Annotated in this window: 26 protein-coding genes; 7 read left to right on the top strand and 19 right to left on the bottom strand. The window is 56.1% G+C overall.

The window, feature by feature from the left end; translation table 11 throughout:
* The first annotated feature begins 149 nt into the window (after positions 1-149).
* The 4 genes from yrbN (at position 150) to ACK5JN_RS01185 (ending at position 4,604) form a co-directional block, all read left to right on the top strand.
* Positions 150-230, top strand: coding sequence for a protein YrbN (yrbN, locus tag ACK5JN_RS01200; protein WP_100249910.1), 81 nt, complete (start codon positions 150-152; stop codon positions 228-230).
* The gene (locus tag ACK5JN_RS01195) at positions 223-2,172 is read left to right on the top strand and encodes a DEAD/DEAH family ATP-dependent RNA helicase (protein ID WP_416868472.1); all 1,950 of its coding nucleotides are present in this window, start codon (positions 223-225) and stop codon (positions 2,170-2,172) included. The genes yrbN and ACK5JN_RS01195 overlap by 8 nt, the downstream gene beginning before the upstream one ends.
* Positions 2,173-2,317: 145 nt before the next feature.
* Positions 2,318-3,562, top strand: a complete 1,245-nt coding sequence (gene mtr / locus ACK5JN_RS01190) for a tryptophan permease (protein WP_416868471.1) — start codon at positions 2,318-2,320, stop codon at positions 3,560-3,562.
* A gap of 100 nt (positions 3,563-3,662) precedes the next feature.
* The gene (locus ACK5JN_RS01185) at positions 3,663-4,604 is read left to right on the top strand and encodes a LysR family transcriptional regulator (RefSeq protein ID WP_416868470.1); all 942 of its coding nucleotides are present in this window, start codon (positions 3,663-3,665) and stop codon (positions 4,602-4,604) included.
* On the opposite strand, the gene ACK5JN_RS01180 is transcribed toward ACK5JN_RS01185, so the two are convergent.
* The 15 genes from ACK5JN_RS01180 to ubiU form a co-directional block, all read right to left on the bottom strand.
* Entirely contained in the window at positions 4,567-4,998 is a 432-nt protein-coding gene (locus ACK5JN_RS01180; protein ID WP_416868469.1) for a HutP family protein, read from the bottom strand. The two genes, ACK5JN_RS01185 and ACK5JN_RS01180, sit on opposite strands and share 38 nt — an antisense overlap.
* A 43-nt stretch (positions 4,999-5,041) precedes the next feature.
* On the bottom strand, positions 5,042-5,812 hold the full coding sequence (gene madM / locus ACK5JN_RS01175) for a malonate transporter subunit MadM (protein WP_416868468.1): 771 nt from the start codon (positions 5,810-5,812) through the stop codon (positions 5,042-5,044).
* 16 nt (positions 5,813-5,828) lie between these two features.
* Positions 5,829-6,209, bottom strand: a complete 381-nt coding sequence (gene madL / locus ACK5JN_RS01170; protein WP_416868467.1) for a malonate transporter subunit MadL — start codon at positions 6,207-6,209, stop codon at positions 5,829-5,831.
* 259 nt (positions 6,210-6,468) lie between these two features.
* Positions 6,469-6,687 (bottom strand): acetyl-CoA carboxylase biotin carboxyl carrier protein subunit, encoded by a 219-nt coding sequence (locus ACK5JN_RS01165; RefSeq protein ID WP_416868466.1) that lies wholly within the window; start codon positions 6,685-6,687, stop codon positions 6,469-6,471.
* Between the two features lie 20 nt (positions 6,688-6,707).
* The gene (mdcG, locus tag ACK5JN_RS01160; RefSeq protein WP_416868465.1) at positions 6,708-7,394 is read right to left on the bottom strand and encodes a malonate decarboxylase holo-[acyl-carrier-protein] synthase; all 687 of its coding nucleotides are present in this window, start codon (positions 7,392-7,394) and stop codon (positions 6,708-6,710) included.
* Complete coding sequence (locus ACK5JN_RS01155) at positions 7,391-8,491, bottom strand: acyl carrier protein (protein WP_416868464.1); 1,101 nt, start codon at positions 8,489-8,491, stop codon at positions 7,391-7,393. Before ACK5JN_RS01155 ends, mdcG begins: the two co-directional genes overlap by 4 nt.
* A 13-nt stretch (positions 8,492-8,504) precedes the next feature.
* Positions 8,505-9,389 (bottom strand): biotin-independent malonate decarboxylase subunit gamma, encoded by an 885-nt coding sequence (gene mdcE, locus ACK5JN_RS01150; RefSeq protein WP_416868463.1) that lies wholly within the window; start codon positions 9,387-9,389, stop codon positions 8,505-8,507.
* A complete protein-coding gene (locus ACK5JN_RS01145; protein WP_416868462.1) occupies positions 9,389-10,318 on the bottom strand; it encodes a biotin-independent malonate decarboxylase subunit beta in 930 nt (309 codons plus the stop codon). The genes mdcE and ACK5JN_RS01145 overlap by 1 nt, the downstream gene beginning before the upstream one ends.
* Entirely contained in the window at positions 10,311-10,643 is a 333-nt protein-coding gene (mdcC, locus tag ACK5JN_RS01140; RefSeq protein WP_416868461.1) for a malonate decarboxylase acyl carrier protein, read from the bottom strand. The genes ACK5JN_RS01145 and mdcC overlap by 8 nt, the downstream gene beginning before the upstream one ends.
* Positions 10,644-10,654: 11 nt before the next feature.
* Complete coding sequence (mdcA, locus tag ACK5JN_RS01135) at positions 10,655-12,322, bottom strand: malonate decarboxylase subunit alpha (RefSeq protein ID WP_416868460.1); 1,668 nt, start codon at positions 12,320-12,322, stop codon at positions 10,655-10,657.
* A gap of 12 nt (positions 12,323-12,334) precedes the next feature.
* Positions 12,335-13,543, bottom strand: a complete 1,209-nt coding sequence (gene madB, locus ACK5JN_RS01130; RefSeq protein ID WP_416868459.1) for a Na+-transporting malonate decarboxylase, carboxybiotin decarboxylase subunit — start codon at positions 13,541-13,543, stop codon at positions 12,335-12,337.
* 158 nt (positions 13,544-13,701) lie between these two features.
* Positions 13,702-14,580 carry a triphosphoribosyl-dephospho-CoA synthase gene (locus ACK5JN_RS01125; protein WP_416868458.1) on the bottom strand — a complete coding sequence of 293 codons (879 nt, stop codon included), beginning with the start codon at positions 14,578-14,580 and terminating at the stop codon, positions 13,702-13,704.
* Between the two features lie 332 nt (positions 14,581-14,912).
* Positions 14,913-15,920, bottom strand: coding sequence for a luciferase-like monooxygenase (locus ACK5JN_RS01120; RefSeq protein WP_416868457.1), 1,008 nt, complete (start codon positions 15,918-15,920; stop codon positions 14,913-14,915).
* A gap of 134 nt (positions 15,921-16,054) precedes the next feature.
* Entirely contained in the window at positions 16,055-16,933 is an 879-nt protein-coding gene (locus ACK5JN_RS01115; RefSeq protein ID WP_416868456.1) for a U32 family peptidase, read from the bottom strand.
* Positions 16,934-16,941: 8 nt separating this feature from the next.
* Complete coding sequence (gene ubiU, locus ACK5JN_RS01110; protein ID WP_416868455.1) at positions 16,942-17,937, bottom strand: ubiquinone anaerobic biosynthesis protein UbiU; 996 nt, start codon at positions 17,935-17,937, stop codon at positions 16,942-16,944.
* Between the two features lie 219 nt (positions 17,938-18,156).
* Here ubiU and ubiT point away from each other — a divergent pair, with 219 nt between their 5' ends.
* A complete protein-coding gene (gene ubiT, locus ACK5JN_RS01105) occupies positions 18,157-18,681 on the top strand; it encodes a ubiquinone anaerobic biosynthesis accessory factor UbiT (protein ID WP_416868454.1) in 525 nt (174 codons plus the stop codon).
* Positions 18,675-19,178, top strand: coding sequence for a GNAT family N-acetyltransferase (locus ACK5JN_RS01100; RefSeq protein WP_416868453.1), 504 nt, complete (start codon positions 18,675-18,677; stop codon positions 19,176-19,178). Before ubiT ends, ACK5JN_RS01100 begins: the two co-directional genes overlap by 7 nt.
* On the opposite strand, the gene ACK5JN_RS01095 is transcribed toward ACK5JN_RS01100, so the two are convergent.
* Complete coding sequence (locus ACK5JN_RS01095; RefSeq protein WP_416868452.1) at positions 19,165-19,449, bottom strand: GIY-YIG nuclease family protein; 285 nt, start codon at positions 19,447-19,449, stop codon at positions 19,165-19,167. The two genes, ACK5JN_RS01100 and ACK5JN_RS01095, sit on opposite strands and share 14 nt — an antisense overlap.
* A 54-nt stretch (positions 19,450-19,503) precedes the next feature.
* Here ACK5JN_RS01095 and ACK5JN_RS01090 point away from each other — a divergent pair, with 54 nt between their 5' ends.
* Positions 19,504-19,929, top strand: a complete 426-nt coding sequence (locus ACK5JN_RS01090; protein ID WP_416868451.1) for a YhbP family protein — start codon at positions 19,504-19,506, stop codon at positions 19,927-19,929.
* On the opposite strand, the gene ACK5JN_RS01085 is transcribed toward ACK5JN_RS01090, so the two are convergent.
* From ACK5JN_RS01085 to ACK5JN_RS01075, 3 genes are all read right to left on the bottom strand, one after another.
* The gene (locus ACK5JN_RS01085) at positions 19,926-21,362 is read right to left on the bottom strand and encodes a Cu(+)/Ag(+) sensor histidine kinase (RefSeq protein ID WP_416868450.1); all 1,437 of its coding nucleotides are present in this window, start codon (positions 21,360-21,362) and stop codon (positions 19,926-19,928) included. The two genes, ACK5JN_RS01090 and ACK5JN_RS01085, sit on opposite strands and share 4 nt — an antisense overlap.
* Positions 21,352-22,035 carry a copper/silver response regulator transcription factor gene (locus ACK5JN_RS01080; RefSeq protein WP_416868449.1) on the bottom strand — a complete coding sequence of 228 codons (684 nt, stop codon included), beginning with the start codon at positions 22,033-22,035 and terminating at the stop codon, positions 21,352-21,354. The genes ACK5JN_RS01085 and ACK5JN_RS01080 overlap by 11 nt, the downstream gene beginning before the upstream one ends.
* Positions 22,036-22,118: 83 nt before the next feature.
* Positions 22,119-23,405: an ABC transporter substrate-binding protein gene (locus tag ACK5JN_RS01075; protein ID WP_416868448.1), complete on the bottom strand. Its 1,287-nt coding sequence runs from the start codon at positions 23,403-23,405 to the stop codon at positions 22,119-22,121.
* Positions 23,406-23,655 lie beyond the last annotated feature (250 nt).

Genomic DNA, 23,655 nt, shown 5'->3' with positions numbered 1-23,655 from the left:
GGGCCAGGACCAAGATGACCTGGCAGAATCGGACCAGCAATAGCTGACGACTACATCAGCCCGTAATCTTTTTTGATTGCCATCACCTTCGCGGGTGAGGGCGTTGTTGTTCGTTAATACACCTACTTTGAGCCGGTTCACACTTTTCAATGAAAATTGCAGATCAATTTCATGATGAGTTATGTAGACTGGCCGCCATTAATATCGAGGCACTTGTACTACATGGCTGAATTCGAAACCACTTTTGCAGATCTGGGCCTGAAGGCTCCTATCCTTGAAGCCCTTAACGATCTGGGTTACGAAAAACCATCTCCGATCCAGGCTGAGTGTATCCCACACCTGCTTTCTGGTCGTGACGTGCTGGGCATGGCCCAGACTGGTAGCGGTAAAACCGCAGCGTTCTCTCTGCCGCTGCTGAACAATCTTGATCCTGAGCTGAAAGCACCGCAAATCCTGGTGCTGGCACCGACCCGCGAACTGGCGGTTCAGGTCGCTGAAGCAATGACGGATTTCTCTAAACATATGCGCGGCGTAAACGTGGTTGCCCTGTACGGCGGCCAGCGTTATGACGTGCAGCTGCGCGCCCTGCGTCAAGGGCCGCAAATCGTTGTCGGTACCCCGGGTCGTCTGCTGGACCACCTGAAGCGCGGCACCCTGGACCTCTCTAAACTGAGCGGCCTGGTGCTGGATGAAGCAGATGAAATGCTGCGCATGGGCTTTATCGAAGACGTAGAAACCATTATGGCGCAGATCCCGGAAGGTCATCAGACCGCTCTGTTCTCCGCCACCATGCCGGAAGCGATTCGTCGCATTACCCGCCGCTTTATGAAAGAGCCGCAGGAAGTGCGCATTCAGTCCAGCGTGACCACTCGCCCGGACATCAGCCAGAGCTACTGGACCGTGTACGGCATGCGTAAAAACGAAGCGCTGGTGCGTTTCCTGGAAGCGGAAGACTTTGACGCGGCGATTATCTTCGTACGTACCAAAAACGCGACCCTGGAAGTGGCAGAAGCGCTGGAGCGTAACGGCTATAACAGCGCCGCGCTCAACGGTGACATGAACCAGGCTCTGCGTGAGCAGACTCTGGAGCGTCTGAAAGACGGTCGTCTGGATATCCTGATCGCCACCGACGTAGCAGCACGTGGTCTGGACGTTGAACGTATCAGCCTGGTGGTTAACTATGACATCCCGATGGACTCCGAGTCTTACGTTCACCGTATCGGTCGTACCGGTCGTGCGGGTCGTGCCGGTCGTGCGCTGCTGTTCGTTGAGAACCGCGAGCGTCGTCTGCTGCGCAACATCGAACGCACCATGAAGCTGACCATTCCAGAAGTAGAGCTGCCGAACGCAGAGCTGCTGGGCAAACGCCGCCTGGAAAAATTCGCCGCGAAAGTACAGCAGCAGCTGGAAAGCAGCGATCTGGACCTGTACCGTGGCCTGCTGGCACAAATTCAGCCGACCGCAGAAGGCGAAGAGCTGGACGTGGAAACGCTGGCCGCTGCGCTGCTGAAAATGGCCCAGGGCGAACGTTCTCTGATCGTTCCGCCAGATGCGCCGATGCGTCCGAAGCGTGAGTTCCGTGACCGTGACGATCGCTTTGAGCGTCGTGGCGACCGTAACGACCGTGGTCCGCGTGACCGTGGCGACCGTGAAGATCGTCCGAAGCGCGAACGTCGTGACGTTGGTGATATGGAACTGTACCGCATTGAAGTGGGCCGTGATGACGGCGTTGAAGTTCGTCATATCGTTGGCGCGATTGCTAACGAAGGCGACATCAGCAGCCGCTACATCGGTAACATCAAGCTGTTCGGTACCCACTCCACCATCGAACTGCCGAAAGGCATGCCGGGCGAAGTACTGCAGCACTTTACTCGCACCCGCATCCTGAACAAGCCGATGAATATGCAGCTGATCGGCGATGCCCAGCCGCGCCCTGAGCGTAGCGGTGGCCGTGGTTTCGGCGGTGAGCGTCGCGAAGGTGGTCGTAGCTTCGGTGGTGAGCGTCGTGAAGGCGGTCGTAGCTTCGGCGGCGAGCGTCGTGAAGGCGGTCGTGGTGATGGTCGTCGTTTCAGCGGCGAACGTCGTGAAGGCAGCCGCGGCCCGCGCCGTGACGATGCCGCGCCGCGTCGTGATGACTCCGCAGGCCGTCGCCGTTTCGGCGGTGACGCATAAGCCTCCCAGCTTAAAAGCGTAAAGTAAAATATACAGCCCCGATCGTGATGATTGGGGCTTTTTTTATTTCTTTTGTACTCATGTACTGGTACAGTGCAACACATTAAAATGCAGTAGCAAAATTATTCACTGGAGAAATGGCTGTATGGCGACACTAACCACCACCCAAACGTCACCCTCGCTGCTCGGCGGTGTGGTGATCATCGGCGGCACCATCATTGGCGCGGGGATGTTCTCCCTGCCGGTGGTCATGTCCGGTGCGTGGTTCTTCTGGTCGATGGCGGCGCTGGTCTTCACCTGGTTCTGCATGCTGCACTCCGGGCTGATGATTCTTGAAGCTAACCTCAACTACCGCATCGGTTCCAGCTTCGATACCATCACCAAAGACCTGCTGGGTAAAGGCTGGAACGTGGTGAACGGCATCTCCATTGCCTTTGTGCTCTACATCCTGACCTACGCCTATATTTCGGCGAGCGGCTCGATTCTGCACCACACCTTTGCCGAGATGTCGCTGAACGTTCCGGCACGCGCGGCGGGTTTTGGCTTTGCGCTGCTGGTGGCGTTTGTGGTGTGGCTGAGTACCAAAGCGGTGAGCCGCATGACGGCCATCGTGCTGGGCGCGAAGGTGATCACCTTCTTCCTGACCTTCGGCAGCCTGATGGGCCATGTGACGCCAGCCACGCTGTTTAACGTCGCCGAAAGCCACGCTTCCTATACCCCGTACCTGCTGATGACGCTGCCGTTCTGCCTGGCCTCGTTCGGTTATCACGGTAACGTACCGAGCCTGATGAAGTATTACGGCAAGGATCCGCGCACTATCGTGAAGTGCCTGGTGTACGGTACGCTGCTGGCGCTGGTGCTCTATACCGTATGGCTGCTGGGGACGATGGGTAACATTCCGCGTCCGGAGTTTATCGGCATTGCGCAGAAGGGCGGTAACATCGATGTGCTGGTACAGGCGCTGAGCGGCGTGCTGAATAGCCGCGGTCTGGACCTGCTGCTGGTGGTGTTCTCTAACTTTGCGGTAGCCAGCTCGTTCCTCGGCGTAACGCTGGGCCTGTTTGACTACCTGGCGGATCTGTTCAAATTTGATGACTCTTCACTGGGCCGTTTCAAAACCGCGCTGTTAACCTTCCTGCCGCCGATTATCGGTGGCCTGCTGTGGCCGAACGGGTTCCTGTACGCCATTGGCTACGCGGGCCTGGCGGCAACGATTTGGGCGGCGATTGTTCCGGCACTGCTGGCGCGTAAATCCCGCAAACGCTTCGGCAGCCCGAAATTCCGCGTCTGGGGCGGTAAGCCGATGATTACGCTGATTCTGGTGTTTGGCGTGGGGAACGCGCTGGTGCACGTGCTGTCGAGCTTTAATTTATTACCGGTTTACCAGTAAGTTTCAATTTCACTGAGTCAGATTTAACGATCTGGCTCAATATATAATATATTGCATTCCCTTATTATCTTGCTGGGTTTTTAAATAAGGGAATGTTTATATGCCTGAGCAAGATATTACACTACGTAAGTTGGAAATATTTCTTGAATATATGGATTCCATGAATATTTCTAAAGCAGCAGAAACTCTCAATATCTCACCCGTCAGCGTGCACCGGGCATTGCATTCACTGGAAGATAATTTACGTTGCGCGCTGTTTACTCATAACGGGCGTAATTTACATCCGCTGCCAGGTGCCTGGGTTATGCAAAAACAGGCGCGTGACGTTATTTCGGCAATGGAACGTTGTATTTATCTGACCCGAGAGGCTTCTGGCTACCATTCTCCTGCTCTTCGTCTGGGTTTACTTTATTCGCTGGTGTTAAAAACGGCACCGCAAATTGTCCAGGGTTTGAAAAAACGGCGTCCTGAACTTTCCATTGAATTCATTATGAACTCTAATAAAAAACTTTTAGAGGCGCTCAATGAAGGAAATATTGATGCCGCATTAATTTCCACACCCGATGATTATAATCCACAGTTATTCGAAACCTGGACTATATTCTCTGACTCGATTTATTTGGCGGTACCCATTCAGGATGCCGATAGCCTGCAGGGGCCGGTAGATTTAGCGCAGCTACAGAGCAAAAAATTTATTGCGCTTAGTGAGGGATTTGCGACCTGGAGAGGTTTTCAGGAAGCATTCCGGATTGCAGGTTTTGCACCGGATATCACGGTTCGCGTACACGATATTTTCTCGTTGATGAGTATGGTGAACGCTGGCGTAGGTTATACCCTGATTCCCGGTCGTATGCGGGAGCTCTTCCGAAGCGGAATTCGCCTGTTGCCGCTGCAGGAAGCCTACCGGATGGAGCAGGAGATCTCGCTGGTTTTTCCTCGTAGCCAGGAGAATCATCCAGGGCTTCTTTCGCTACTTGCTGAGTGCCGCATGTATGCCAGACAGCTTATGATGGAGAGTAACGATGCAGACAAAACCCCATAATTTCATGGCTCATTCGCTGATAAACCCGTGCTTCTCCGTAGATGGATACCGCCAGCCAATGCGGGTTGCTGACCAGGGCAAGTTTGATACGAATATGGTCATCGGCAATATTGTTTGCAAGGGCATGGGCTAACGCCTGCTGGCTGGTTCGGCATAACGTAAAGATGGCGCTATCCTGACGGCTGATGATCTGGTGTTTCAGCGCGCAGCCGACAACGCATCGTTGAAGCTTGTGTTTTATCTCCTCGGCTGTTCCCGTCATAAATGCGAATCCAACGCGATGTTCTGGTTTGTCACTCAGTAGCTTAAGGCGGAAATTCTCCTCTTCTTCCTGAGGGCACTGAGAAGCTAAAACAGCAATTTGTCCGGGTTTCATTTGTTGAAATGCATGCATAGCGATCTCCCGCGCCTGCTGCCGAGGCAACAGGCGTTGGTGGTTAAAAGAACGGTGTTAAAGAAAGATACAGCGCTGAGGGGGCCAGCAGACAGCCGAGGCCGGTGTAAAATGTTGCGGTCATAGCGCCATAGGGAACCAGCTTCGGATCGGTGGCCGCGAGTCCTGCGGCGACGCCGCTTGTTGACCCCATTAACCCCCCGTACACAATGGCGGCAGCAGGAGAGGTTAAGCCGGCTGCACGGGCAACCAGCGGCGTGACAATCATAACGGCAATCGATTTAATCACCCCAGCGGCAATGCTCAGGGCAATGACGTCCGATGTCGCACCCAGTGCGGCTCCGGTAACCGGGCCGACGATAAAGGTCACTGCGCCAGCGCCGATGGTCGCCATACTGACCGCATCGGTGTAGCCAAAGGCCCATGCGACAATGGCGCCAAGGTAGAAAGAGAGGACGGTAGAGATGATTAAGGCCAGCAATCCTGCCAGACCTGCCTTTTTAAGCTCTTCCAGCCTGACGCCAAAGGCAGTAGAAATGATGGCAAAATCACGAAACATCCCGCCGCCCATAAGCGCAATTCCGCTAAATAGACTGATGTCGGCCAAGCCCTTTTTACCCCCGGTCAGCTCGCCGCCAATCCATGCCAGCAGCAGGCCTGCCACGATCGCAATGGCTGAACTATGAATTTTGCCGCGTAACAGATGGGTGGAGACCCAGCTAGCAGCCCAGCAGACAAGGCCGACGACGACAAAGGCGGTGATTAGACCGTTGCTGGTAAAGTTACCGCTAAGAATTTTGATTATCTGATCCATGTTGTCTCACCATTCCTTATATAGCGGCATTGTCCGGGCTTCGTTTACTGCCAATTTTGCTCAGTGGTTTAATCAGCAAAAAGCCGATAAACACGGCGCCCAAACCGGCAATCAGCGCCACCGGCCCCCCTTTTAATGCCGCGATAACGTTCTGGTTTGCCGACATGGCGACGACAATAGGGATGTACATGGCATTCCAGAACGCCACGCCCTGTTCTGCGGGTTTTGACAGCAGCCCTTTTTCCATCAGCTTCTGTGAGATGACGACGAGAAAAAGCATCGCGAAGCCAATGCCGCCGATGTTGGCCGAAATACCCAGCAGCAATCCTAATAGATCGCCGATAATTAAGCCGGCGAACATGCATAATCCCATTAACATCAATCCGTAAATGATCATGATGTTTCTCTTTGCTGGCCATACTAAAAGTCAATAATATAAGTCCGCAGCCGAATGGCTGCGTCTATGGATAGACAGTAATAAAAACAGATGCTTTTAGTATAGTGATTTGTTTATTATGCGAACATTAAACAGAATACATCTAAACCCAATCACTTTTGCTAATCATATCAGCGAACAAAACGCTCACTGATATGCTATTAGCGCAGCGAGATTATCACAAAGAATGTCGCATTAATTTAGCCGGGATCGCAAATATTTATTCGGCCGTAATATCAAATAACACCATGCCAGGGTTTACACGGTCGCCAGCATTAACGTTCAGCGTTTTTAATACTCCGCTTTCTGGCGACGCGATCGGCATCTTCATTTTCATCGCTTCCATTACCACGATAATCTGGCCTTTTTCAATTTTATCACCTATGGTAGCTTTTACTTCGTCAACAACACCAGGGACTTTTGATTTAACTTCAGACATATTAGTTTCCTTTAATATATTTAATATAACGATGCCCGGGATAATTCCGTGACATGCTGCCGCGTAATTATTTGAACATCGTTTTCACCTTTAGCCAGCAGAGTGGAACTTCCGCTAAACCATTCTTTAATATTGATGGCATATCCATCTGACAAATAAATCTCACCATCAATACGTAACTGAAATTTTTGCTCGATGCGGTTTAGCATCATTTGGCATGGAGCCAGGTCGTCTAGTGAAGCGGGCACAAAATGAATATCAAGGTCAGATTCGCTGTCGGTCCACTGCCAGGGGGTCATGATTTCCAGCGCCACCGAACCCCAGACGCCAAGATGCAAATCAGGCCAGCGCCACGCCTGGCGCAATGCGTTGAAGGCTCGGGTTGCACAGGTACTATCGGCTACCGGCAGGCGCGCCGTCTGTTCAGGCGTTGAACAACGAACAATCGCCCGGGCAGGCGCGCACGCCGCCAGTCGTAGCCGCAGCCCGTGCCAGCGCAGGGGGAAACAAAATCCCAGTGGTATATCATTGATGCTATGCCGCCCCCGGCGAACAATTCCCGGCAGGTTGCCAGATAGCAGCGTTTCAAGCGCTTCCCGACGCAATGCGCCTGGTAGATAGCTGAAATCGCTCTCCAGCCGTTCGGCGATGGGAATCAGCGCCGAAGGCGTTAGCCAGCACAGCGTATGTCGCTGTAATGCTTTCATCGTGCCTTACTCCACGCCGGATCGTTTTTGGCGTGCTGCTGTAGCGTACGCTGCGCGTCAAGCAAGGCGTCAAATTGTGCGCTGTGCCGTGGGCCGCAAATATCAATGGTTTCCCCCGTCGGCATTACGCCTGGCATGGCGGCGGGATACAGGCGAATGTGGGTAGCGGTAGCACCCGTTTGCAGCTCCGGAGCCACCCGGCAAACGCGTCCTTTTATCCGTAGAATTGTTCGCGCCGTGCGTTCGATAAGCTCCCGATGCTGCGCGGTCGTGGCCATCACGACCATCTCATACTCTGGCGAGGTACGACGGCGTTTCCAGGTCTGGATGTAGCCTTGTGAGTTGCAGACATGACTGCCTGTCGCAACGGGAAAGCTGTCGCCGGTGGGGAGGCCCCCAACGATAACTTCCCGCCAGTCTCCACCTTGTGACGTGGGGACCAGTGAAATATCGTCGCGGAGCGGAATGCCGTTGAGCGCCAGCCAGCCAAACTCCTGACAACCGTAGAGATCGTGTAGTGGGTAGCCGAGCGATGCCGATAATGGAATCAGTGAAGCATCCAGCGGCGTGCCCGCCGTAATCAGCGTCAGATTTTTGGGAAGCCGGCTGACCAGACCCATTTTCAGCGCCTGCTCCAGCGTTGCGCGTAAAAATGAGGACTCTCCCACCACTACATTCGGTTGCTGACGGCACAGGGCGATCAATAGCGCATCCCGGCAGGAGCGCGGTAAGAACGACCACTCAAGGTGGTTCTCATCCAGCGCCTGGCGAGTAAACACGTTGATCAGCGGCGCGTAGGTTATCAGCAGCCGCTGCCCTGCGGTGACGCCGCTTTCAGCCAGCGCTCGTTTCCCGGCGGCGATTCGCAGCGGTAATTCGCTGTGCGTCATGCCAACGATATTCTGAAACGCGCTGCTGCCGGTGGTGAAGGTGACCAACGCCAGGTTGAGCGGCGTATGGATCTCTTCAATCACATGCGCAGCCGTAGGGCCTGCGATACCTTTATCGATCAGCGTGCGGCGTGGCATTTCCTCCAGAGAAGGTATGCCTTGCTGCGCCTGAAGCAGCCATTCGAGCGTAGCGATGGGATCGTTCATAGTACGCTTTCCCTTACCAATCAGCCTGATAGCGTGCAGAGACGGCCTGATATTCCTCACACATTTGTGCCAGAATTACGCCGCGCATTTTTCTGCCGCCGCGCTGATTGCCGGAGACACCACGCCCTTGCGGGCCCGTCGTCGTCGAGCCAGACTCGCCTTTGTGCTCGCGCACGTCGGCAATGTGGCGCACGATGGCTTCTCTCATTTCCGCAATGGCATGGATCAGTTCCTCAACGCCGCCTAACTCCCAGAAGAACTCCGGCCCTGCGGCGAACACCGGGTTAGTGCGTGACAGCTCGCCCAATCGTTCGACGTCCTGACGGGTGATGCGCGCGATACTGCTCAGAGGCATCACGTGGATCATGGTGCCGAATCTGGAGGTCAGGCTGAGGATATGGTCGGCCTGAAGACCGTGGCAGAGGAAGGCGCCGCTGATAGCGCGACCAATGACCATGGCAATAATCGGATGCCCAGCGTGGCGGGCTTCCGCCAGTGCGAGCTGATATGCGCCGGTAGCTTTGTTCATGCCAATGATCTCTTCCAGTTTGCCGGGGCCGTTCCCCGGCGTGTCGACGATCAGGACCAGCGGGCGCTTCTCTTGAGCGGGTTTATCTTTGTCCATCGCTAAAGTGCGATAGACTGCCAGCGCCATTTTGTAGCCTTCTTCAAGGCCGATAATCCCGGCGTACACCACCGGGAAGCGAGGATTAAATGTCATCGCATCGTTGGCGATGACGGTGCACATTTCGCCATTGATGCGAGCGCTACCGACGACCGCGCCGGGGCCGTAGTCTTCGCAGGGCAGATTGAGGTCCGCCAGTGCGTTTTCTTCAAAGCTGCCGTCATCGGCGATCAGATCGATCGCCGCGCGGCCCTGACCGAGTAAATTCTCCATTACGCTTCCTCCACGGACAGACGTTTGACATTGCTCAGGAAGGATTCCAGATCCATATCCACCAGCGACTGCGGTTCAACGTTACCCGCCGCCGCCCACACATCCCGGGCGTCTGCTGGGGCCATTTCGCTAATCTGCTGTGTGAGCGCCATCTGTGCGCGGACCTTGGCTTCACTGCCGATACGACGCTGGTTTTCTATTTCTGCCCATGGCAGATCGGCAATCACGGCGGCTTGCTGGTGGAAAGCATCGAGGGAATCGGCAATCAGATAGTTACAGTCGCCAACGATATACTTGTGTTTGCCGCCGGTAGTGCGGAACACTAACGCGCGATCTGATGCGTCAAACTCGCTGCGGCCCATCTCTTGCTCAATCACTTCCGGCCCGGTTAATCCCAATCGACCTGATTCGCTCATCACGATGATATCGGTGGCCGCTGCGACAAAGCCCATTCCGCCAAAGCAGCCAATTTTGCTGCCGATAAGGGCGACAACCGGCACGCGACCTCTCAGGGTTTGCAGCATATCCATGCATTCGGCATGAGCCAGCAGACCGGCGTTGGCTTCGTGCAGACGTACGCCGCCGGTTTCAAAGGAGATCAGTACGATCGGACGCCGTGCAGGGGAGTGGGTCTGTGCGGCCAGCTGCTCGGCCAGCATCAGCGCCCCCACCATCTTCGCACCGCCCACTTCGCCGACAGATCCGCCGATAAAGCGGCCTTCCTGCGAAATAACAATGGCCGGATGCTGACCCAGTAAACCGATACCGGTGACGACGCCGTCGTCAAATTCGACTGCTTCACCCAGCACCGGCAGATGCGGGCTGGTCCGTTTGGCCTGGGGACCAATCAGCTCCGTGAAGGAGCCTTTATCGACCAGTGCCATTGCGCGTTCGCGTGCGCTGGCCTCCAGAAAACGCAGATCACTCATGATGATTTTCTCCCGGCATCGCCTGTTGTAATGCCTGCTGAAGTCTCAGAGCCACTACCGCCGGCGTGGCGTTATTGTCGTTAATGCTGACCTGCATATCGCCAAATGGACCGTTCCCAAGGAAACGGGTGAGGACGATTTCCCAGATAGCATCGAAGCCAGTGACCGGGGTACAGATGTTGATTGCGATACCGCCTTCCAGTGTCTGAGGCTCCAGCAGAACCTCAAGGTCGCCGGAGCCGACAATGCCGCAGTGCACGCTTTTGGGCAGCGCAGCGCGTGCGCCATTGCCGCTGAAATGATGTGATATTTGATGTAGAGCCATCTCTTTTTCCCTTACCAGTTGCGAAAGCGTGCAGGCGGGTTGTACAGTCCGCCGGACCAGTCGACTAAATCACGAATACTCTTCGCCGCCAGCATCTGACGGTTGGCGCGGCGACGGTCGATGCCCAGGTCTTCCGGGGTTTTCACAATACCGGCATCACGTAACGCCTGAGTTTGTGCAGGGTCTGCGGCCAGGCCGATTTCGGTGTAGCCCGCGACGGCGCGAATCGCGGCCATGCGTTGCTCCAGCCCCTCGCAGCGGTGGAGGTAAGCAATGCCTTCTTCCGTTAATACATGGGTGACGTCATCGGCGTAGACCATGACCGGCGGCAGAGCGAGGCCGGCTTTTTCTGCCAGTTGCCAGGCATCCAGCTTGTCAACGAAGGCCGGTTGACGCTTCTCGCGGAAGGTCTCCTGCATCTGTACCACCAGCCGTTTGCCGCGCGGCATATCGCCGATCAGCTGCTGCTGTGTGGCGTTGAACTCCTCGCCGCACTTCAGCCAGGATGCGGTTGCATGGCGACGGCCTTTGGCATCGCAGCCCATATTTGGTGCGCCGCCGAAGCCGGAAACGCGGCTAGCGGTGGCGGTGCTGCTGTTGCCGTATTTATCAAGCTGCAAGGTTCCGCCGATAAACATATCCAGCGCGTAGTGGCCAGCGGCCTGGGCGAAGGCGCGGTTAGAACGCAACGTGCCGTCCTGGCCGATGTAGAAGACGTCCGGGCGTTCGGCGACATATTTCTCCATCCCCAGTTCACCGCCAAAGCAGTGCACCGACTGCACCCAGCCGCTCTCAATTGCCGGGATCAGCGTCGGGTGCGGGTTGAGCACCATATGGGTACAGACCTTGCCCTTCAGCCCTAGCTCTTCGCCGTAGGTTGGCAGCAGGAGTTCAATAGCGGCAGTGAAGAACCCAATACCGTGGTTAATGCGCTCAACGCCGTATTCGGCATAAATACCTTTCAGCGCCATCATCGCCATCAGCACGTGAGTGTCGGTAATCAGCGCGGGGTCGCGGGTAAACAACGGCTCGACGTAGAACGGACGCGGCGCTTCAATCACCGCATTTACCCAGTCGCCGGGAATATCTACGCGCGGGACTTTATCGACGATCTTATTGACCTGCGCGATGACAATGCCCTGACGGAAATGTGTCGCCTCGGCAATAACCGGGGTATCTTCAGTGTTAAAACCGGTGTAGAGGTTGCCGTCCCGATCGGCCTCGAAGGCGGTAATCAGCGAGACTCGCGGAGTTAAATCAACAAAGTAGCGGCTGAACAGCTCAAGGTAGGTGTGGATCGCGCCTAGCTTGATTTTGCCCGCCTGGATTAATTGCGCCAGACGGCCGTCCTGTGGTCCTGCATAGGCGAAATCAAGCTTCTCGGCGATACCCTTTTCAAAGAGATCGAGATGCGAACTGAGCGGCACTGAAGACTGCACCATGTGCAGACCTGAGATCTTCTGCGGGTCGACTTTGCACAGACATTCGGCGAGAAAGTCAGCCTGTTTCTGGTTATTGCCTTCAATATTGACGCGATCGTAGCTTCGAATAACCGCTTCCAGCGCGGCGACGGTATCTTTCACGTCGATAATTTTTCCATCATGGATGTACGGCGCAAGCAGGCTAAGTCGCTGCTGCGTATCGTCCTTTAGTTGATGCCAGTTGTGCTCGTTAAGCATGTGATGACTCCATTATTTCAGCAGGAACAGCGTGGAAATAAAGATCCCGGTAGCGATGGCCGACACAATCAGGCCACTGACGCCTGCTCCCATCGCTAACGGCAGAACGATGGCGTACGGGTTTTCATGGCTCACCTCTTTCTGAGCTATCTTGGCGGTCGTCGGCAGGCAGGAGACGCCCGCGATGCCAATCGCCGGGTTATAGCAACCTTTCGAGATAAACCAGATAAACCAGCCGCCGAGTAACGCGCCCACAGCGGAGATAGCCAGTGCGCCAATCCCCAGAATCAGGATGATGCCGACCTTGGGAGCGAGGATGGTTTGCGCTTCGCAGAGGGTGCCGAGCAGCAGGCCGAGGAACAGCGTCGCCATGTAGGTCATGGTTGATTCCAGAAGCTGCTGGAACGGCTCGATTTCCGCTTCTTTAATGGCGATGCCAAGGAAGAAGGAGAGGATCAGCGGTGCGGCGACGGGTAATAGCAGGCACAGCAGCAGGCAGGCGCAAATGGTGAAGATAAATTTGGCCTTCTTTGACACGGTCGGATATTCAATCTCCACCTCCATGCCGCGGTACTTCTTAGGCACCAGTAGACGCACCAGGTAGGGGTAACCGGCGTAGGTCAGGCTCAGATACAGGTAGGCGATAATCGCGATTGGAACGAACAGATTCGGCGCAAGGATCAGCGAGGCAAACAACACCATTGGGCCGTCTGCGCCGCCGATGGTAGCGATAGAGGCGGCTTCGTTGGCAGGTAAACCAAACACTTCAATACCCAGCAGGAGCGCGGCAAAGGTGCCCGCTTCGGCGAACAGAGCGACGATGATGCTGGCCCAAGGACGAAGCAGAATAAAGCTAATATCGCTCATTGCGCCGATGCCGAAAAAGACGATACAGGCGATAAGACCGTTACTGAAGGTGAAGTTGTAGACCGGCTGCAGGAAGTTAATCTGCATCAGGTTGACGAGTTCTACCGGGTCGCTGACCATCGGGTCGAGGATTAGCGTGCCGGTTTGGCCGCCGGCAAGAAAGAGTACGCCAGCGTTGACGGCGATCATTCCCAGCCCCATTGGCACCATAATCAGCGGTTCAAGCTTGCGGCGAAAGCCCATCCAGGCCAGGACGAACCCGAGGATAATTAATAACAAACGCGCAATAGCTATTTTAGGGTCTTCGGTAAAAAAGGTGCCTATGCCCGAAAAGAGCTTAACAAAGATATCCATATATTATATTCCTGATGGCGATAAAATGATTTCTACGAATTAATCGTCAGTGATATTTAATTTATTCATCATCTTATTGACGCCAACAATAATGCCGACTACGGCAAATGAAATAACGATCGTCAGGCCATAAGTTAATAGCGTGTATAAATAGATACTCATATTGTTTCCTTAATGATTTCTCCATCTGATGGGTGGCACAGAAAATACATTGCAAGGCATAGCGCCAGTAAGTCGGCAGAACCGCCGGGACTGACCCATTGCGCCAGACACCAGGCATTAAAGTCGCCGAGCGCCTTGTCGATATCCGGGTGGCGCATGCCTCCGAGGGCAACCAGATGGCCAGCGCGAGATTTTATTTCCGCCAATGCGGCAAAACCGCCGCGCGACAGTACGGTGGTGTCATCGCACTGCGCCATCAGTGAAAGCAAGGTATCTACCAGAGCCTCGCGCCAGCTAAGCCCAGCCTCCAGTGCCTGATGTAGCGCGGGAAGACCGATATTGCAGACCAGCGGAAAACCGTTCTCCGCCTCGCCACGAACGCCGGTGATACCATGACTGAGATACAATTTTTCGCCGTAAGTCTGCGGGGGGCGCAGGTCAAGCGCAGAAAAATCGCGACGGCACAGATCCTGACAGATAGCTTTAACGCTGTGGCTGAGGGTGTCGTAAGTCATGACGTCGCGACGGCTATGTAGCCGCCCGGCAGCTGCGGCAAGCAAAGAACCCGCAAATAAAATACCGCGCTGGGTGTTCACCTGATTCGTGCTCTGTAATAACCTTTTTTCGTAGTGAATACCGGTTACGCGAAGCGCCTGTAGCAGCGACTGCGGGGAGCCTTGATGGTCTTCTCCGAGTTGCGCGCAGCGGTAAAAGCAGGGGGCTATCGCTGTGGAACTGGTCATAAAAAGCCAGATATCCATATCCGCGTGCGCGCCCTGTGAAATGGGGGTGACCAGCCCAGGTTTGGGCCAGGTACACGCCTCCATTAAAATGGCCTTTAATACACATTCGCCGATCCATTTTGCAGCGCTCATGATGATTTCCTTCCGCGTGAATTAAGGCAGAGGGAAAATATCACCGTTAATTTAGAGGGACAATTACGCTCGAGGTAACGTAATAACGCTGAACGTTATCAGTGGTGGAAAATAGTAAAATCAGAATGAGGTAGGTCACAAATTATTCTTTTGGTTGCAAAAGAAAGTGCCATTGCGTGGTGCTGTCGAGCTTTAATTTATTACCGGTTTACCAGTAAGGCGTTCTCCCCCTCACCCTAACCCTCTCCCCGTGGGGGAGAGGGGACCGTTCGGAGCGGTTTTCCCCCTCGCCCCTTTGGGGAGAGGGCCGGGGTGAGGGGAAATAAACCGCACTACCCCAACAATTCCTGCTTCACATCCATCGCCAAATCAAATGAATGCAGCCGCGCCTGGTGATCGAAAATCTGCCCGTTGACCATAATCTCATCGGCCTGAGTTTCACGCAGAATCGACTCCAGCCCGTGGCGAACCTTCGCTTTATCACCCACCAGCGACATGCGCAGCGCCTGGTCAACGCCGTATTTTTCCGACGGCGTCCAGAAGTGCTCTATCTGCTGAACCGGAGGCGGCAACTGGCCCGTCTCGCCGCGGCGCAGCTTAGTGAATGCCTGCTGCATGGAGGTGAAGAGAAACTCCGCGTCGCGGTTGCTGTCGGCGGCAATAATATTGATGCACACCATCGCGTATGGTTTCTCGAGCCGTGCCGACGGCTTGAAGTTCGTCCGGTAGAGATGCAGCGCCTGGAACAGCATATCCGGGGCGAAGTGTGAGGCGAAGGCGAACGGCAGGCCAAGCTGGGCGGCAAGCTGCGCGCCGTACAGGCTGGAACCGAGCAGCCACACCGGAATCTTTTCGCCGTAGCCCGGCACCGGGCGCACCTGCGGGTCAGGATCGACCGCGTCAAACCAGTCCACCAGCTCCGCTACGTCACGCGGGAAGTTATCGATATCGCCGCTCATATGGCGACGCAGTGCGCGCATGGTCGGCTGATCGCTCCCTGGCGCTCGGCCAAGGCCGAGATCGATGCGCCCGGGATACAGCGTGTTGAGCGTGCCGAACTGCTCGGCGATCACCAGCGGTGAGTGGTTCGGCAGCATCACGCCGCCGGATCCCAGACGCAGCGTAGTGGTGTTGGCGGCCAGATAGCCAATCAGCACGGAGGTTGCCGCGCTGGCGATGCCGACCATATTGTGGTGCTCTGCCAGCCAATAGCGATGGTAGCCGCGCTGTTCAGCGAGCTGGGCGAGATCGAGCGAATGGGAGAAGGCTTCTCGCGCGGAGGAACCCTGGGGGATCGGCGCCAGATCGAGCACCGAGAATGCAACGGTTTTGTCAGTCATAAAGGCTCACTTTGCTACAGCATAGTCATCAGATTGAAGGTCTTGTTCCCGCCGGGCGCGCCCGGCCAGAAAAGCTGCATCTTTAATAATGCATTAAAATCTGACCACTGTTGTTAACAAAGTGAGCGGTTTTATCAGGCCTGCAGTTCCAGCCCCGCCAGACGCTTCCAGTAACCGTTACAATCGCTGTTGGCCGTCAACGGCAGCGGCGCGCCGCCGTTCTCGTTGGCGCGGAAGGCGTCGAGCATCGCGAAAGTCTCATTCCCCATCGGCGACAGGCGCACCATATCTACCAGACCGTGCATGGAGGCGAGCTCGTTGCCGAGGTTGTAGACATAGCCGCTCATGGTCTGGATGCCGTTGAGCACGAATACCTGCTGGTTCTCCTGCGACAGCATGCTGCGCCCGTTCGGGTATTTGATGCAGCAGGTTTCGCATTCGTCCTTGGGCTTATCTTCCGAACGCGCGGTAAAGCAGCGGGCGGAGTAGGCCAGCGGCAGATGGCCGTAGCTCAACACTTCAACCTCAAACTTATCGCGGATGCCGAGCTCCTCGCACTGGTTCAGCAGGTTCACCAGCCAGTCGCGGGACAGCTCCACCGGCATACACCAGCGCGTCATGCCCTGCTTTTGCAGCAGGCGCAGGGTCACGGCGTTATAGCAGTTCAGCGCGTGGCCGGCGACGAACGGCAGCTTGCGCTCGGCGCACAGGTTCACGACCCCAAGATCGCTGGCTTCAACCAGAAAGTCACCGTTTTCGACATAGCGCTTAAGCTCGCCGAGCTCGGACGACGCCTGCACCAGCGCGAGGGTGGACAGCACCACCTGCTTACCGCTAGCGGCCAGCGTTTTCGCCATCTCCAGCCAGTCGCCCACTTTGGTGGCGCGGCGCTTGCTGCACACCGCTTCGCCCAGATAGATGGTGTCGGCGCTGCTGGCGGCGGCCTGCTGGTAGAACTCTTCCAGCGTCTCTTTTGACCAGTAGTAAAGCACCGGCCCTAATGAATATTTCATGGGAATTCCTACTGCCATTTACGGTGATACGCGCCGAGGGTGGTTTGAGTACCTTCGGACATCGAACCGAGAGTGTCCATCCACGCGGCCTGCGGGACGAAGTTTTGCGGATCCGCCATGCAGCGGTCGATGGCCTGACGCCAGACTTTCGCCACCTGGCTGACGTACGCCGGGCTACGCTGGCGACCTTCGATTTTCACCGAGGCGATGTTGGCGGCCAGCAGCTCCGGCAGCAGCTCCAGCGTGTTGAGGCTGGTGGGTTCTTCCAGCGCGTGATAGCGTTCGCCGTCGACCAGATAGCGCCCTTTACACAGCGTCGGATAGCCGGCGTTTTCTCCGTCCTGATAGCGGTCGATCAGCACTTCGTTCAGCCGCGACTCCAGCCCCTGCGGCGTTTGCTGCCAGCGCACGTAGCGCGCCGGAGAGCAGGCGCCGACGGTGTTCGGCGACTCGCCGGTCAGGTAAGAAGAGAGATAGCAGCGGCCTTCGGCCATAATACACAGGCTACCAAAGGCGAACACTTCCAGCGGCACCGGCGTGACGCGGGCTAACTGCTTCACCTGATGAATGGATAGCACCCGCGGCAGCACCACGCGGGCGACGTCAAAATTGCGATGGTAGAAATTAATCGCCTCTTCGTTGGTGGCGGATGCCTGAACGGAGACATGGCGCTCAATATGCGGGTAGCGCTCTGCGGCATACTCAAGCATGGCGAGGTCGGCGAGGATCAGCGCATCGGCGCCCAGTTGGGCTGCCATGTCCACCGCGCGCTGCCAGCGCACGTAGCCGTCCGGGCGCGCGAAGGTGTTAATGGCGATATGCAGCTTACGGCCATGTTGATGCACAAAGCTGACCGCTTCCTGCAATTTTTTTTCGGTAAAGTTCAGGCCAGCGAAATGGCGGGCGTTGGTATCGTCCTTCAGCCCGATGTACACCGCATCGGCGCCGTTTTCGATCGCCGCCTTAAGCGCCGGGAGGTTTCCGGCAGGGCAGAGCAACTCCATAATTCTTCCTGAGTTAGCGGCCCAGCAGGGCGCATTATTGTTAATGAATGGGAATTTTAGTTAACCTAACGCTAATCATTTTTGATTTGAGGCAGACAAAAGCGCATTGATTGCGCCAATAATCCCTCTGCCTCACGACATAATTGTTGATTTACGCCGCTATGTCGTTTATCTGATATGGCAAAATAACGGAACTATTGCATTCAGGGAGTAAAGCTTGTGTTGGATAAACTGCGTTCACGTCTGGTTCATGTTGCTCCGACTTTGATGAGCGTTCCGGTAAAAATGACGCCGTTCGCGCTTAAACGCCAGGTGCTGCAGCAGGTATTAAGCTGGCAGTTCCGCCAGGCGCTGAATGACGGCGAACTGGATTTTCTGGAAGGGCGTTGGTTGAGCATTGAGGTGCGCGATATTGGCCTTAAATGGTTCACTTCCGTCGAGAATGAACGCCTTATCGTCAGCGACGCGGCCCAGGCAGACGTGAGCTTCAGCGCGGACGCCAGCGATCTCCTGATGATCGCCGCGCGCAAACAGGACCCGGATACGCTCTTTTTCCAGCGTCGGCTGGTGATCGAAGGCGATACGGAGCTGGGTCTCTATGTCAAAAATCTGATGGATGCCATCGAGCTTGAGCAGATGCCGAAAGCGCTGCGCGTAATGCTGATGCAGCTGGCTGATTTCGTTGAAGCTGGCCTAAAATCACCATCAGAAACCAAACATACATCGGTAGGTGAGCCATGCTGATTCGAGTAGAAATTGGAATTGATGCCCCGGGCATCGACGCGCTGCTGCGTCGGACCTTCAATCGTGATGGCGAAGCCAATCTGGTACGTGAGCTGCGCGAAGACGGCCTGATTACGCTGGGTCTGGTGGCCACGGACGACGAAGGCCATGTTGTCGGCTACGTCGCCTTTAGCCCGGTCAGCATTGAAGGCGAAGAGCTGCAGTGGGTGGGTCTGGCACCGCTGGCGGTGGATGAAGCGTACCGCGGTCAGGGGCTGGCGCGTCAGATGGTCTATGAAGGTCTGGATTCGCTGAACGAGTTTGGCTACGCAGCGGTCGTGACGCTGGGCGAACCGGCGCTGTACGGCCGTTTCGGCTTCGAGCGCGCGGCACAGTACGATCTACGCTGTCGCTGGCCTGGCACTGAAGACGCGTTTATGGTGCACCGTCTGGCCGACGATGCGTTAAACGGCGTACACGGTCTGGTGGAGTATTCCGACCACTTTAATCGTGTTTAAGGCTGTCCAGTAACGTTTCGAATGAACCGTCACCTGCGACGAGGCGCTCTTTCTGGCGCTTCGTTAGCTGCTTAATGCGGTACTCCAGGCGCAGCGCCAGTGAGTGCTCGCCCACTTCACCAGAAAACGCCAGCCGCAGCGTGCCCTTGCCGCGCAGCGCTTTCGCCCCTTTACCGCTCTGATGCTGGTGGAACCGCCGTTCAACGTCGGTGGTGATACCGGTGTACAATTTGTCGTCCTCGGTACGGACGAGATAAAGAAACCAACGCACGTGTGCCAACCTGTCTGTGTAGGTGCACGCACCATAGCATAACGGAGAGAACAGATGGAAACCCTGGCAACCATTAGCCGCTGGCTGGCAAAACAACACGTTGTCGGCTGGTGCGTGGCGAGTGAAGGCGAGCTGTGGTGCGCCAACGCGTTCTACGTTTATGACCCGCAGCGGGTGGCGTTCTATCTATTGAGCGAAGAGACCACGCGCCACGGGCAGATGACCGGCAAGCAGGCGCCGGTAGCGGGCACGGTCAACGGCCAGCCGAAAACGGTGGCGCTGATTCGCGGCGTGCAGTTTAAGGGCCACATCTGCCTGCTGGAAGGCGAAGAGGCCGAGCAGAAACGCGCGCTGTACGTCCGCCGCTTCCCGGTGGCCCGCATGCTCTCGGCCCCGGTGTGGGAGCTGCGCCTCGACGAGCTGAAGTTTACCGACAACACCCTCGGTTTCGGTAAGAAGCTTCACTGGCTGCGCGACTAAAGCCGCGGTAGCTCAATGATAAAGCGCGTGGCGACGGTATCGGACGTCACGCTAATTTTCCCGCCATGCGCCCGGACGATCGACTTGACGATCGCCAGCCCGATCCCGCTGTTTTCACCTTTCCGCTGCCGCGACGGATCGACCCGATAAAACCGATCGAACAGGCGCGGTAAATGCTCCGCCGCAATCGGCGTGCCCGGATTCTCAACGCGATACACCACGCGATCGTCGACTTCACTCACCTGCACGGTGACTGACATTCCGCGCGGGGTATAGCGGATGGCATTGGACAGCAGGTTATTGATTGCCCGGCGGATCATCAACGGATCGCCGGCAATGAGCGACGATTGCCCAACAAAGCAGAGCTTCACCTCGCGCTCTTCGGCCCATGCTTCAAAGAACTCAAACACCTTGCTGGTTTCGCTTTGCAGATCCAGCGGTACGCGCTCGGGAGTCAGCAGATTTTCATCCGCCTGCGCCAGAAACAGCATATCGCTGACCATTTTGGCCATCCGGTTGTACTCCTCCAGGCTGGAGTAGAGCACATCTTCCAGCTCTTTCACCGTACGCGTATGGCTTAGCGCGATCTCGGTCTGGGTGACCAGATTGGTGATAGGCGTGCGCATTTCGTGGGCGATATCGGCAGAGAAATTGGCCTGACGGCGGAACACGTCCTCGATCCGGCCGATCATCTGATTAAACGACATCACCAGCTGTTCCAGTTCGATCGGCACGCGGGTGGGATCCAACCGCACATCAAGATTTTCCGAGGTAATGTTTTTGATCGCCATACTCACGTCGCGCAGCGGCTGGTGGCCTTTGCGCACGGCGATCAGTACGATCACGATAATCAACAGGCTGATAGCGGTGGCGATCATCATCAGGTTACGCTTGAGTTGATCAAGATAGTGCAGGTGGAAGTCGATCGATAGCGCGGTCAGCAGCGTGTAGGTCTGGTCGTGCGCGCGGATGGTCGAAGCAATCACCCGGTAGGTGGTGGGCTGGCCGGCATCGCCGCCGTGCTCCGCCATAGGGCGCATGCCGCCGCCGGTCCAGCGGAACATCTGTTCGGTCTTAAGTTCGGTGGCAAAATGGGCGCTTGAGAGGATCGGCGACAGATCCGGCCCGCCGGGCGAGCGGTAAAGCTGCGGGTTTTCCCGGGTAGTCAGCAGCACGGCGGTATTACGGTAGCCCGCCAGCGCGCTGTCGATATTGGCCAGCTTTTCCGCTTCCGATGTTTCCGGCGCGGTGAGCAGCGCGTTAAGCGTGGCGTTGACCTGCTTGAGGTCGCTGACGTCCTGCTCGGCAAAGTGTTTTTCCACCGAGTGCAGCATAATGCCGGTAAAAGCGGCAAAGGCGATGATGGTGGCCAGGCTGATAAAAAAGGTCAGGCGGGTGGCCAGCGAGAACGGGCGGCGCAGGCTAGCCTTCATCGCGAACCTCTAGCACATAGCCGACGCCGCGCACGGTCTGAATCAGCTTGGGCGTGAAGTCGTTATCAATTCTGGCGCGCAGGCGTTTGACGGCAACGTCAATCACGTTGGTATCGCTATCGAAGTTCATATCCCACACCTGCGAAGCGATCAGCGAGCGCGGCAGCACTTCCCCCTGATGGCGCAGGAAGAATTCCAGCAGGGTAAACTCTTTGCTGGTGAGCGTGATGCGGGTATTGCCGCGGGTGACCTTACGCGAGACCAGATCGAGCGTGAGATCGGCGACCTGAAACTGACTTTCGACGATTGGCGCCGCGCCGCGCCGCAGCAGAGTGCGCACGCGCGCCAGCAGCTCAGCAAAGGCGAACGGTTTCACCAGGTAATCATCGGCGCCCAGCTCCAGCCCCTTCACCCGGTGCTCAATGGTGCCGAGCGCCGTCAGCAGCAGAATCGGCATACCTTTGTTGGCGGCGCGCAGCATACGCACGATGTCCCAGCCGTTGACGTCGGGCAGCATAATATCCAGCACAAGCAGGTCGTAGTCGCCGGTCATCGCCAGATGATAGCCGTTAAGGCCATTGTCGGCGCGATCGACGACAAAACCCGCTTCCGTCAGCCCCTTGCACAGGTACTCCCCGGTTTTGACCTCGTCTTCCACCACCAGAATTTTCACGCGCCCTCCGCCGCCGCTGTGTGATGGGGCCATTCTAATGAGGAGTGAAGGGGGACGGAAGAACCGAATGCGAAAAGCCGGGTTTATTCGGCCCACGCGTTCTGCCGCTTCAGCTCCTCGTTGACCTTACCGTTGATCTCTTTCAGCACCGCCGGAATATCGCCGTCGCAGCGGGCGTAAATTTTGTTAAAGCCATCGGCGGTAATTTGCCGTACCGGGATCCAGTTGGGGATCTGCGGCATATAACGACCGTCTTTCGCGTAGGTTTCGGCGAACACTTCCCAACGCGGATCGTCATGGTAATCCTTGATATTCAGCGTCTTGTTAATCGGCAGACGGACGATCGGCATCGAGGTGCTGTCGGTCGCCATGCCGATCTTCTGCCCTTCCGGCGAGATCAGAAACTCGAGGAATTTCTTCGCTGCCGCTTTGCGCTGGCTGGTTTTCATCAGGAACGCGGTGGTGCCTTCCGCCATGGAGGTTGCGCCGCCGGGGCCTGCCGGAGGCGGCACCACGGTGTAGGTCTCTTTGCCCGGATCTTTATCGAACAGCGCAATATGGTACGGGCCGGAGGAGTACATGCCGGTTTGCCCGGAACGGAACGTGGTGTTGGCGTCGGCGGTCGTGTGATTAATCGCCCCCGGCTGCGCCAGCCCTTCGCACACCATCCCGCGCATAAATTCCATCGCCGTGACCATCTCTTTGCTGTCGAGCGCGGCCTTAAATTTCCCCGGCTGGGTGGCAACTAAGTAGTTAGCCCCCGCCTGCCAGAGGTAGGAGGAAGAGAACGAGCTGGCGTAGCCACGGGTGGTAGACAGCGGCATGGTGAAGCCGTAAGTATCATTTTTACCGTTGCCGTCCGGGTCGTCGTGGGTAAACGCCTGCGCGACTTTTTTCAGCTCATCCCAGCTGGTGGGGGCCTTGAGGTTGAGTTTGTTCAGCCAGTCCTGGCGGATAAACAGCGCGTAGGTGTGCGCGGAGGTGGGGACACCGTAGTACTTTCCGTCCGGCAGCTGGGCCGATTTCCACGCCGCCTCGTAAACGTCGCCGCCGCCTTTCAGCTCGCCCGGTTTAATTTCATCAACGATACCCAGTTGCACCATCTGGCCGACGATAATGGCATCGTTGAACACCACGTCCGGCAGCGCGTTACCGGTTGCCGCGCGGGCCAGCCGCTGGTCAAAGTCGGTGACGGCGTTGAAGTATTTGATGGTAATTCCGGTCTCTTTCTGGAACTGGTCGGCGAGCTTTTGATAAATCACCTTTGAATCATTGCTGGCGCGGATCCAGACGTCGAGCTGTTCGCTGAAGGCATTCTGTGAAAGGGTACACAGCAGAGCTAAACCAAGCGCTTTTGTTTTGTATTTCATTGACAGACTCCGGTTTTGCGGTAGGTATTATTTCATCCCTGAACAGAGGTAATGACGGGTAAAAAGAAGAATGAAAATGATGATAGGAGCGCTATTTACGTGAAACAACGTTCTATTATGGCGAAAGGGTGAGTATCGTCTGTTTATGCTGAGCGTCTCACAGGGAAAATTATCCTCCGTTTTATAACTCTATGAAAATATTGATCTCGTATTTTTCCAGAGAAATACACTTCCCCGCAACCTGGCGTTA

This window comes from Kluyvera sp. (assembly GCF_047971185.1).
In the GTDB taxonomy this organism is placed as follows: domain Bacteria; phylum Pseudomonadota; class Gammaproteobacteria; order Enterobacterales; family Enterobacteriaceae; genus Kluyvera.
The sequence above is the reverse complement of the archived record's forward strand: the minus strand, read 5'-3'. Positions and strand labels throughout refer to the sequence as shown.

Excerpts from the sequence above, each read along its gene's own strand:
- yrbN (WP_100249910.1), top strand. The coding sequence starts at position 150 with ATGAAAATTGCAGATCAATTTCATGATGAGTTATGTAGACTGGCCGCC.
- ACK5JN_RS01195 (WP_416868472.1), top strand. The coding sequence starts at position 223 with ATGGCTGAATTCGAAACCACTTTTGCAGATCTGGGCCTGAAGGCTCCT.
- mtr (WP_416868471.1), top strand. The coding sequence starts at position 2,318 with ATGGCGACACTAACCACCACCCAAACGTCACCCTCGCTGCTCGGCGGT.
- ACK5JN_RS01185 (WP_416868470.1), top strand. The coding sequence starts at position 3,663 with ATGCCTGAGCAAGATATTACACTACGTAAGTTGGAAATATTTCTTGAA.
- ACK5JN_RS01180 (WP_416868469.1), bottom strand. The coding sequence starts at position 4,998 with ATGCATGCATTTCAACAAATGAAACCCGGACAAATTGCTGTTTTAGCT.
- madM (WP_416868468.1), bottom strand. The coding sequence starts at position 5,812 with ATGGATCAGATAATCAAAATTCTTAGCGGTAACTTTACCAGCAACGGT.
- madL (WP_416868467.1), bottom strand. The coding sequence starts at position 6,209 with ATGATCATTTACGGATTGATGTTAATGGGATTATGCATGTTCGCCGGC.
- ACK5JN_RS01165 (WP_416868466.1), bottom strand. The coding sequence starts at position 6,687 with ATGTCTGAAGTTAAATCAAAAGTCCCTGGTGTTGTTGACGAAGTAAAA.
- mdcG (WP_416868465.1), bottom strand. The coding sequence starts at position 7,394 with ATGAAAGCATTACAGCGACATACGCTGTGCTGGCTAACGCCTTCGGCG.
- ACK5JN_RS01155 (WP_416868464.1), bottom strand. The coding sequence starts at position 8,491 with ATGAACGATCCCATCGCTACGCTCGAATGGCTGCTTCAGGCGCAGCAA.
- mdcE (WP_416868463.1), bottom strand. The coding sequence starts at position 9,389 with ATGGAGAATTTACTCGGTCAGGGCCGCGCGGCGATCGATCTGATCGCC.
- ACK5JN_RS01145 (WP_416868462.1), bottom strand. The coding sequence starts at position 10,318 with ATGAGTGATCTGCGTTTTCTGGAGGCCAGCGCACGCGAACGCGCAATG.
- mdcC (WP_416868461.1), bottom strand. The coding sequence starts at position 10,643 with ATGGCTCTACATCAAATATCACATCATTTCAGCGGCAATGGCGCACGC.
- mdcA (WP_416868460.1), bottom strand. The coding sequence starts at position 12,322 with ATGCTTAACGAGCACAACTGGCATCAACTAAAGGACGATACGCAGCAG.
- madB (WP_416868459.1), bottom strand. The coding sequence starts at position 13,543 with ATGGATATCTTTGTTAAGCTCTTTTCGGGCATAGGCACCTTTTTTACC.
- ACK5JN_RS01125 (WP_416868458.1), bottom strand. The coding sequence starts at position 14,580 with ATGAGCGCTGCAAAATGGATCGGCGAATGTGTATTAAAGGCCATTTTA.
- ACK5JN_RS01120 (WP_416868457.1), bottom strand. The coding sequence starts at position 15,920 with ATGACTGACAAAACCGTTGCATTCTCGGTGCTCGATCTGGCGCCGATC.
- ACK5JN_RS01115 (WP_416868456.1), bottom strand. The coding sequence starts at position 16,933 with ATGAAATATTCATTAGGGCCGGTGCTTTACTACTGGTCAAAAGAGACG.
- ubiU (WP_416868455.1), bottom strand. The coding sequence starts at position 17,937 with ATGGAGTTGCTCTGCCCTGCCGGAAACCTCCCGGCGCTTAAGGCGGCG.
- ACK5JN_RS01100 (WP_416868453.1), top strand. The coding sequence starts at position 18,675 with ATGCTGATTCGAGTAGAAATTGGAATTGATGCCCCGGGCATCGACGCG.
- ACK5JN_RS01090 (WP_416868451.1), top strand. The coding sequence starts at position 19,504 with ATGGAAACCCTGGCAACCATTAGCCGCTGGCTGGCAAAACAACACGTT.
- ACK5JN_RS01085 (WP_416868450.1), bottom strand. The coding sequence starts at position 21,362 with ATGAAGGCTAGCCTGCGCCGCCCGTTCTCGCTGGCCACCCGCCTGACC.
- ACK5JN_RS01075 (WP_416868448.1), bottom strand. The coding sequence starts at position 23,405 with ATGAAATACAAAACAAAAGCGCTTGGTTTAGCTCTGCTGTGTACCCTT.